The following is a 9233-nucleotide window of genomic DNA, read 5'->3' as shown; positions in this document are numbered from 1 at the left end:
CATCCTGACCAGCATCAAGGCCGCCAAGCCCGACGTCGTGTTCTACGGCGGCATGGACGCGGTGGCCGGCCCGATGATCCGCCAGATGAAGCAGCTGGGCATCACCGCCAAGTTCATGGGTGGCGACGGCATCTGCTCGGGTGAGCTGCCCAAGCTGGCCGCGGGCTCGATGGCTGATGGCCAAGTGGTGTGCGCCGAAGCCGGTGGTGTCGAAGGCGCGCAGAAGACGGCGATGGAGAAGTTCAAGGTCGACTTCAAGAAGAAGTTCAACGCCGACGTGCAGATCTACGCCCCGTACGTCTATGACGCCACCATGGTGATGGTCGACGCGATGGTCAAGGCCGGGTCCGCAGATCCGAAGGTGTACCTGCCCGCACTCGCTAAAACCTCTGGTTATAAGGGAGTGACAGGAACTATCGCTTTTGACGATAAGGGCGATATCAAGAACGGGGCACTGACGCTTTTTACCTACAAAGCAGACAAGCGCGAGCAGATCGCAGTCGTCCGCTGAGACAGGCTTAGGCAGAATTCGGGTTCCCCCCTAAACGAGAGGAAGAAGACTCACATGAAAAAGCAATTCGCGCTCGGCCTGCTGGCCGCCGTGGCCGCCTCTGGCGCCTTCGCCCAGTCGTCGGTGACCGTGTACGGCCGTCTGAACGTGACGCTGGAGAGCCAGAAGGTCGGCGAAGACGGTGACCGCTTCAGCGAAGTGAACAACAACTCGTCGCGTATCGGCTTCAAGGGCACGGAAGACCTGGGCGGCGGCCTGAAGGCTGGTTTCCAGATCGAACACGGCTTCGATCCGACGAACGGCAAGGCTGCAGACACGTTCTGGGGTCGTCAGTCGGAAGTCAACCTGGGCGGCGGTTTCGGTACCGTCCGTCTGGGCAACTTCACCCCCGAGTCGTACTACGCCACTGCTGACTACATCAGCATGCACAACCACGACACCGGCTTGTCCTCGGATACGCTGTACGCCTTCGACACGTACGTGACCGCGAACAAGGTCGGCTACGCGTCGCCTAACTTCGGGGGTTTCCAGTTCCACGCCTCCGTGGCCGAAGGCTCCGCTACCACCGAGCGCACCTACGATCTGGCTGGTAACTTCGACCGCGGTCCTCTGCACCTGGGTGCCGGCTTCTCGAAGCAGGACGAAAACAAGCAGTTCGCCCTCCGCGGTCTGTACGAAATGGGCGCCTTCACCGTGGGCGCCTACTACCAGCGCGCCACCCTCGAAGGGGCCGGTAACCGCAACAACTTCCGCTTGGCTGGCATGTACGCCTTCGGCGCGAACGAACTGCACCTGAACGTCGGTCGCACGGGTGACTACAGCGAAGTGGACGACAGCGGCGCCACCCAGTGGACCGTCGGCTACAACTACAACCTGAGCAAGCGCACGAAGGTGTACGGCTACTACACGTCTGTGAACGTGGCCGACGACGCCGCTCAGTTCTATGGCGATGATCGCAACTCGTTCGCCCTGGGCATCCGCCACAACTTCTGATCTGACTTCGGTCTGATCTGATACGAAAGCCGCGCCGGGCAACCGGTGCGGCTTTTTTCATGGGAATTTCCAGAGCAGACATGGCATGCTGGCGCGATGTGGCATCGCTCGATCACCCGCCGCTTCCTCTGCCTGGCAGCCGCCGGTACCCTCGGATCCGGCCTGACCGCCGTAACGCTGGCCGCATTGCCGCGCACGACCGACCTCAACCTCGCCAATCAGGCCGAACTGGAGATGGTCAAAGGTATCGGGCCGCAGTTGTCCGAGCGCATCCTGGCCGAACGGGCCCATGGCCGTTTCGGAAACTGGGAAGATTTCATCGGCCGCATGAAAGGCATTGGCCCGAGCCACGCCACACGGCTGTCTGCCGCAGGGTTGCGGGTCGGCGGGCAACCGTACTCCGCCGATCAGGCGGGCAACGGTGCAGTGGCGGCCCCACCGGCAAAGTAGTGCACGGACTCAGGGGTCAGCGGGTCGTTGACGGCTGACGCATGCCGCTTGAGTGTGGCCTTGACATCGTCGCCATCGGACGGCCAGCGCGGCACCCAGCCGAAGAAACGCGCCACCTCGTCGCGACGGGCCAACGTGTCGCTCTCGCCGAGGTCCATCAACTCACGGGTGAAATCAGCCTCGAACAACAGGTAGCTGGCCAAGGCTGCGCCTCGAGCAGCGCTGCCCTGCCCGCTCACCCCCACACCACGCAACAGCGTGCGAATGGTCAGAGGCAAGGCATCCAGATGCCGCGCGGCAATGTCGTCCAGGCGCTGACTCGGTGCGATCAGCAAGACGTCGATGGGCCGCAGCGCACTCTTCTCTCGTGCTTCGATCGGCAGCAGTTGCAGCGTGCGGTTGATGCGCTGCAGGCGCTCGAAATCCACCGCCAGCGCGTCGAGGAAGATGTTCGACAACGCGTGGCCGGCGATTTGCGCCATCGTGGGGTAGTCGCTGCTGACTTGGCGCTTGCCCGGCGGCTCGTGCATGCGGCCGGCACCGATCACCAGAATGCGCTCGGCGCCCAGGTGGATGGCCGGCGAAATCGGTGCGGCCTGGCGCATCGAGCCGTCGCCGAACCATTCAGGCTCGCCGTCGATGGTCAACTGCTTGGCTGGGAAGACAAAGGGAATCGCCGACGAAGCCAGCAAATGCGGCAAGCCGATGTGGTCGCGCACCGCCCGCCGTTGCGATCGCACCCAGGCGGTCACCTCTTCGGCGGCGTTGTAGAACGTCACGTGCTCACCCGACGTGTAGCTGGATGCGCTGACGGCCAGCGCCTTCAGGTGGCCGTCGCGAATCAGCTCGGGGACACGCTCGAGCCTCACCATGCGCTCCAGCAGGCCTGCCAGCGGCGCGTTGTCCAGCAACGAACGCGGCTTGAGCCGGCGCCAACGAGCGATGACCCAGCCGATGGACATCATCGTCAACCAACGGGCGCCAGAGCGGATAACACCGATGGAGTCGGCGCGATAAACCTGGTCAGCGTGGAAGCCCTGCCAGATCGACACCAACTTGGCGACCCCTTGCTCGAAATCATCGGCATCGCCCGCCAAGGCCGCGGCGTTGATGGCGCCGGCCGAGGTGCCGGTGATCACCGGAAAAGGGTTGCCGGCTGGCGCTTCGCACTGTCGGCGAATATCGGCCAGGGCACGCAGCACGCCCACCTGGTAAGCCGCCCGCGCACCACCCCCAGTGAGGATCAAGCCGGTGACGGGGGTGGGAGGCTTCATGATGCCGACCAGTCTAGGCGGGCCGGCCGAGGGCGAAAGCCCCAAATGCAAGGGAAGCGGGCCTCAATTGAGTGGGGCGACGCTTCGCCAAGAGGCCGATCAGTCGTGCTTGTCGTGGCCGCGGCCGCGGCCGTGCGAATGCTCCGGCGGGCCGCGGCGTTCCGTCTGGGCCGGCGCCACGTGCCGGTGGTACCACTCTTCTTTCACGAAGTAGACCGGCACACCGCAGGCGTTGTAGCGCGAGCAGTGCTTGCCCCAGTTTCTCTGATGACCCGGTGGTACCCAGAGGTAGACGGGCTGCACCGGTTGGGCCACCACCACCCGAGGCTGATGAATGATCACCGGCTGCGCGACGATCAGCTCAGGCTGGGGGAAGCGACCGATGTCGATGCGACCGTACACGCCTGGTTGGCTGACGGAAATCGAGACGCCCACATCAGCGGCCCGTGTGGCCGGGCTGGCCAGCAGGCCGACCAGTCCCACAGCGGCCAGCGCCAAAGTGCACACCGCCGCGCGCGCAGCCGGATGGGCGTTACCTTCCTTCATCGTTCTCATCGTCAGGACCTCAAAGCGCGGACCGGCGCAACACAAGTTCACATTGGAACGTGCTAGTCGACCGTCCGGTTGTCCGATCAAGGCCCCAGAAACCAACTATTACCACTGCAAGGTCAGGGCTTATCCGTAGACGATCGCGGCTTTGCCCTCGTGTGCCAACTGCCGCCAACGGGCCAGGGCCTGGTCGCTCGGCCAGAATCGCCCCGCCGCGCCCAGTTCGAGCTCCGCGGTCGCACCGGGTCGCTTCAGCATCAGGCGCACGGCCAGGCCCTGCACCAGATCGCCTGCACCCTCTTCCGCGGCTTGTTCCACGCGAGCCGGGAAGCTGCGCACGAGTTCCGTCACCGGCGCCGTTCCGCTGCCGTTCAACTCGACCGACAGGTAGCGCCCAAATCGCGCTCTTGCGCCGGCCAGGTCCCAGACCTGGTTGATGTTCAGGCGAAGACCGCCTGAAAAGCGGTCGGGCTGCACCTTGCCTTGCACCACGATCAATTCGTCTTCACGCAGCAGGTCGCGGTTGGCGTCGAGCTGCTCTTCGTTGACCACCGCTTCGATCGGCTCGCTGCAGTCATCGAGCTTGAAGATGCCGACACGACCGCGTTGCCCGTTGACGATGCGCAGGTCGGTCACGATGCCGGCCAGCAACTGCGGATCGCGCGAGTCGATCAGATCGGCCACGCGGCGCGGGCAGAAGCGCCGCACCTCGGCCTCGTTCTCGTCGAACAGGTGGCCCGAGAGGTAGAAGCCGATCGCCGTCTTCTCCAGGCTCAGCTTCTCGCGCACCGACCACGGCTCGGCCGGCACCAGCGGCGGCTCTTGCGTGTGCGAGCCGTGGGCCGAGTCGTCACCGAAGTCGAACAGCCCGCCCTGGTTCGCGTTGGCGGCCTGCGTCTCGGCCCAGTCGAATGCCAGGCCCACGCTGGCCAACGTGGCGGCGCGGTCCGGGTGCAGCGTGTCGAAGGCGCCGGCCTTGATCAGCGCTTCGACCACGCGCTTGTTGCACTTGCCCTTGTCGACCCGGGCGCAGAAGTTGAACAGGCTGGTGAAGGGCCCCTCCAACTCCCGGGCCGCAACGATCGCCTCGATCGCGCCCTGCCCCGTGCCCTTGATCGCTCCCAGGCCATAGCGCAGTTTCTTGCGCCCTTCCGGCCCCGGCATCGGCTCGAAGCGGTAGACACCGCTGTTGACGTTGGGCGGCTCGAACGTGATCTTGAAGTTCTTTGTCGCATCGGCGAGCAGCACCTTCAGCTTGTCGGTGTCGCCCAGTTCGATCGTCATGTTGGCCGCGAAGAACTCGGCCGTGTAGTGCACCTTCAACCAACCGGTGTGGTAGGCCAGCAGCGAGTAGGCGGCGGCGTGCGACTTGTTGAAGCCGTAGCCCGCGAACTTCTCCATCAGGTCGAAGATCTCGTCGGCCTTTTCCTTCGGGATGTTGTTGCCCGCGGCCCCCTTGCGGAAGATCTCGCGGTGCTCGGCCATCTCCTCGGCCTTCTTCTTGCCCATCGCACGGCGCAGCAAGTCCGCGCCGCCGAGGCTGTAGCCACCCAGCACCTGGGCGGTCTGCATCACCTGTTCCTGGTAGACCATGATCCCGTAGGTCTCGGACAGCACCTTCTCGACCAGCGGGTGCGGGTACTCGACCTCTTCGCGGCCGTGCTTGCGCGCGACGAAGCTGGGGATCAGGTCCATCGGGCCCGGCCGGTACAGCGCGTTCAACGCGATCAGATCTTCGAGCCGGCTTGGCTTCGCATCGCGCAACATGCCCTGCATGCCGCGCGATTCAAACTGGAACACGGCTTCGGTCAGGCCGTCCGAGAAGAGCTTGTAAACCGCGCGGTCGTCCAGCGGCAGCGTCTCGTAGGCGAAGTCCTTCTTGTCCGGGTAGCGGGCAACGATGAAGTCTTTCGCCAGTTCCAGGATCGTCAACGTGGCCAGGCCCAGGAAGTCGAACTTGACCAGGCCGATCGCCTCGACGTCGTCCTTGTCGTACTGGCTCACCGCCGAGTCGCTGCCAGGCTGCTGGTACAGCGGGCAGAAGTCGGTGATCTTGCCCGGCGCGATCAGCACGCCGCCGGCGTGCATGCCGATGTTGCGCACCATGCCCTCGACGCGCGCCGCCAGCGACAGCAGCTCGGCCACTTCCTCTTCGGCCGCTTCGCGCTGCTCCAGCTCGGGCGCTTCCTGGCGGGCGTAGATGACGCCCGGGTCCGGCTTCTCGGGCACCTTGGCCAGCGTCACCGTCTTGCCCGGGGGCGCCGGGATCAGCTTGGCGATCGAGTCGACATGGCCGAAGCCCATGCCCAGCACGCGACCGATGTCGCGCAGCGCCGCCTTCGCGGCCATCGTGCCGAAGGTCGCGATCTGGCTCACCGCCGGGCGACCGTACTTGTCCTTGACATAGTCGATGACGCGGTCGCGGTTACCCTGGCAGAAGTCGACGTCGAAGTCGGGCATCGAGACCCGCTCCGGGTTCAGGAAACGCTCGAACAGCAGGTTGTACTGCAGCGGGTCAAGGTCGGTGATCGACAGCGCATAGGCAACCAGCGAGCCGGCGCCGGAGCCCCGGCCCGGGCCCACCGGGCAGCCGTTGGCCTTGGCCCACTTGATGAAGTCCGACACGATCAGGAAGTAGCCCGGGAAGCCCATCTTCAGGATCGTGCCGATCTCGAACTCGAGCCGCTCGACATAACGCGGCCGTTCCGCATCACGCTTGGCCACGTCCGGGAACAGCAGCTGCAGCCGCAACTCCAGCCCTTCGAACGACTCCTGGCGGAAGAAAGCGTCGATCGGCATCGGCGTGCCGTCGGCCTGGATCGGTGTCGGGAAGTCCGGCAGGCGCGGCTTGCCCAGCACCAGAGACAGGTTGCAGCGCTTCGCGATCAACAGCGTGTTCGCCACGGCCGAAGGCACGTCGGCGAACAGGGCTTCCATCTGCGCCTGGCTCTTGAAGTACTGCTCGCGGCCGAAGCGCTTGACGCGGCGCGGGTTGGCCAGCGTCTCGCCCTCGGCCACGCAGACGCGCGCCTCGTGCGCCTCGAAGTCGTCCGGCGCCAGGAACTGGATCGGGTGCGTGGCCACCACCGGCAGCTTCAGCTCCGCAGCCAATGGCACCGTGGCGCGCACCAGCGCCTCATGCTGCGCCAGCCCGGCGCGTTGCAGCTCCAGGTAGAAGCGGCCGGGAAAAAGGCCGCCCAACCGTTCGGCCGCCTGCACCGCACGCGCCCGATCGCCGGCCAGCAGCGCCAGGCCAACGGCCCCATGCTCCGCGCCCGACAACGCGATCAGCCCATCGCCCAGCTCGGCCAGCCAGTCCCAGGTGATCCAGGCTTGCGCACGTTGCACGTTGCGCGTCCACGCACGGGCCAGAAGCTCGCAAAGGTTCAGGTAGCCTTGGCTGTTTTGCACCACCAGCAGCAACCGACTGGCTGTCTTGTCTGCAGACGTGGCATCGAAGGGCTCGAGCCAGATGTCGGCGCCCAGCAGCGGCTTGACGCCCTTGCCGCGACATGCCTTGTAGAACTTGACGGCGCCAAAGAGGTTGGCCAGGTCGCTGATACCCAGCGCCACCTGGCCATCGGCCGCCGCCGCTGCGGCGGCGTCATCGACGCGCAGCGTGCCGTCGACAACTGAAAATTCGGTGTGGGTGCGCAGGTGGACGAACGACATGCGGCATTCTACGAAGCCACTCGTTCAACATGGCGCCCCGACGCCCGCTCCTGCCGAGCGAGCCAGCTTTGACGGCGCCGCGTCGCCTCGATGACGATTCTTGCCAGTGCGGCGGGCATCGCCGCCTGGCAGTCAGACCCCGGAGCGCTGGACGGTCGCCGTCAACGCGCTGCGCAGCGCGTTGGCACTGTCGACGAGGTGGGCGCGGGCCTGCGGCGACAGGCCGCTGCGCCTGCTGGCTTTGGCGATGCGGTCGAGCAGGCCGCGGGCCTCGACACGCAGCAGGCTGCGCGCATCGGCACGGCTGTTCGAAGACGGCTTCAGCAGCAGATTGGCCAGGCGCGACAAGTGCTCGCGCTGCAGATCGCGCCGCGCAGTGGGGATGTCGCCCGGACGGCTCAGCTCGGCCCAGATATCGCGCGTCAAACGGCTGTACAGCTCGCTCGGGCCGAACGCTTCTTTTGGCGAATCGGCCTTGGCTTGCGCGTCCAGCAGGCGCGCCGCCAGGGTTTCGCTCATCAGCTGGTTCAGCAACGCACGTTGCAGATCGAGCACGATGGCGTCGATCGCGTAATCGGTCGGTACTGGCTCGGTGCCGCCGAAACGCTCCAGGAAGTCCGGCGCCAATTTGCGCGCCAAGGCCGGCGAGACGCGGAAGCTGCCGGCCCCGAGAAAGTCCTGCGCCAGCGTGTCCAGCGCCTCGCGCTGCACGTCCGCCGGCACCGGCTGCAGCGGATCGCGCCCGGAGCCGGGATAGTCGCGCAGTGTGCGAAGGCCGCCGATCTGGCGCGCCAGCACGCCAGCGGCGCGGGTGGCGTCGCGCAGCGCATAGCCAAGCGCACGGCGCAGCACGGTGTAGTCCTCGGTCGGCTTCAGCGGCCGGTTTTCCTGGCGTTCGAACAACTCACGTGCGATTGCGATGCGCTTCTTGGCGAAGGCCAGCGGGTCATCGCCGAGGTCGAACACCAGCGACTCCGGATCCAGCCCGAGCAGGTTGTCTTCGTCGGTGCCGTAGGCGAGCAGCGGCTCTGACGAGCGCGCTGCAATCCGCTGCAGTTCGGCGTCCTGCTCGGCTGCGGTCGTGTCCTCGGCAAACGGCCTGTAGGCGTATTCGATCGCCCAGTAGTCGTACGGGCCCAGCGTGGTCTGGAACGGCTCCGGCGCCGGCTGCCCCGGGCCGCCGAGGTTGACCGGCGCATATTCCATCACCGAGCCGGCCAGGCTGTGGCTGCGGGTGAATTCGGGATCGGACAACTGCTGGTCGCTGTAGATGCGCGACGAACGGAAGTTGTGCCGCAGGCCCAGCGTGTGGCCCACCTCGTGCATCGTCACGTCGAACAGATAGGCCTGCACGAAGGCATCGGCTTCGGGGCTGGCAGGGTCGACCTCACCGCGCGCCTGCAGCACGTCCAGCGCATAGGTCAATTGCTCAGCCGCCATCGCACCATGCTGGCACTGCACTGCCCCCTCGCCATGCCGCATCAGTTCCGCCAGGTGGGCTTCGCCGTCGGCTTGCAGCAGCGACGCGGCATCGGCCAACGGGCGCCCGGCCAGCACCTGGGCCCGTTCAGTACGGCGGTTGCGCGACGACAGGCTCTCGATGCCGATGTCGGCGTCCAGGATCTCCCCGGTGCGGCCCAGGTCTTGGGGCCGACGATGCCGTCTCCGACCATTCCCAGCTTCCGCTGGAAGGCGCGCACCGCGGCCTCCGTCTTGGGGCCGAAGGTACCGGCCTGCTCGACGCCCAGCTTGCGCTGGATCTCCCGGACCAGCTCGCCCTGGTC

8 protein-coding genes are annotated in these 9233 nt (G+C 66.0%); 3 read left to right on the top strand and 5 right to left on the bottom strand.

Annotated elements, in window-relative coordinates; genetic code table 11:
- The 3 genes from VFY73_RS09315 to VFY73_RS09305 all read left to right on the top strand — a co-directional run.
- Window positions 1-511, top strand: a 511-nt coding sequence (locus VFY73_RS09315) for an ABC transporter substrate-binding protein (RefSeq protein WP_329717939.1), incomplete at its 5' end; no start/stop codon positions are given.
- A gap of 54 nt (window positions 512-565) precedes the next feature.
- Window positions 566-1504, top strand: coding sequence for a porin (locus tag VFY73_RS09310; protein WP_329717937.1), 939 nt, complete (start codon window positions 566-568; stop codon window positions 1502-1504).
- 45 nt (window positions 1505-1549) lie between these two features.
- The gene (locus tag VFY73_RS09305) at window positions 1550-1954 is read left to right on the top strand and encodes a ComEA family DNA-binding protein (RefSeq protein WP_329717935.1); all 405 of its coding nucleotides are present in this window, start codon (window positions 1550-1552) and stop codon (window positions 1952-1954) included.
- On the opposite strand, the gene VFY73_RS09300 is transcribed toward VFY73_RS09305, so the two are convergent.
- The 5 genes from VFY73_RS09300 to VFY73_RS09280 form a co-directional block, all read right to left on the bottom strand.
- The gene (locus VFY73_RS09300; protein WP_329717933.1) at window positions 1912-3228 is read right to left on the bottom strand and encodes a patatin-like phospholipase family protein; all 1317 of its coding nucleotides are present in this window, start codon (window positions 3226-3228) and stop codon (window positions 1912-1914) included. The genes VFY73_RS09305 and VFY73_RS09300 overlap by 43 nt on opposite strands.
- Window positions 3229-3327: 99 nt before the next feature.
- Window positions 3328-3783, bottom strand: a complete 456-nt coding sequence (locus VFY73_RS09295; RefSeq protein WP_329717931.1) for a hypothetical protein — start codon at window positions 3781-3783, stop codon at window positions 3328-3330.
- Between the two features lie 120 nt (window positions 3784-3903).
- Window positions 3904-7449 (bottom strand): DNA polymerase III subunit alpha, encoded by a 3546-nt coding sequence (gene dnaE, locus VFY73_RS09290; RefSeq protein ID WP_329717929.1) that lies wholly within the window; start codon window positions 7447-7449, stop codon window positions 3904-3906.
- A gap of 132 nt (window positions 7450-7581) precedes the next feature.
- Complete coding sequence (locus tag VFY73_RS09285) at window positions 7582-8889, bottom strand: zinc-dependent metalloprotease (protein WP_329717944.1); 1308 nt, start codon at window positions 8887-8889, stop codon at window positions 7582-7584.
- Between the two features lie 41 nt (window positions 8890-8930).
- Window positions 8931-9197, bottom strand: a complete 267-nt coding sequence (locus VFY73_RS09280; RefSeq protein WP_329717941.1) for a peptidoglycan-binding domain-containing protein — start codon at window positions 9195-9197, stop codon at window positions 8931-8933.
- Window positions 9198-9233: the final 36 nt, after the last annotated feature.

This window comes from Ideonella sp., assembly GCF_036277275.1.
Lineage (GTDB): Bacteria > Pseudomonadota > Gammaproteobacteria > Burkholderiales > Burkholderiaceae_C > Ideonella.
This window is presented reverse-complemented; position numbering and strand designations above follow the sequence as displayed.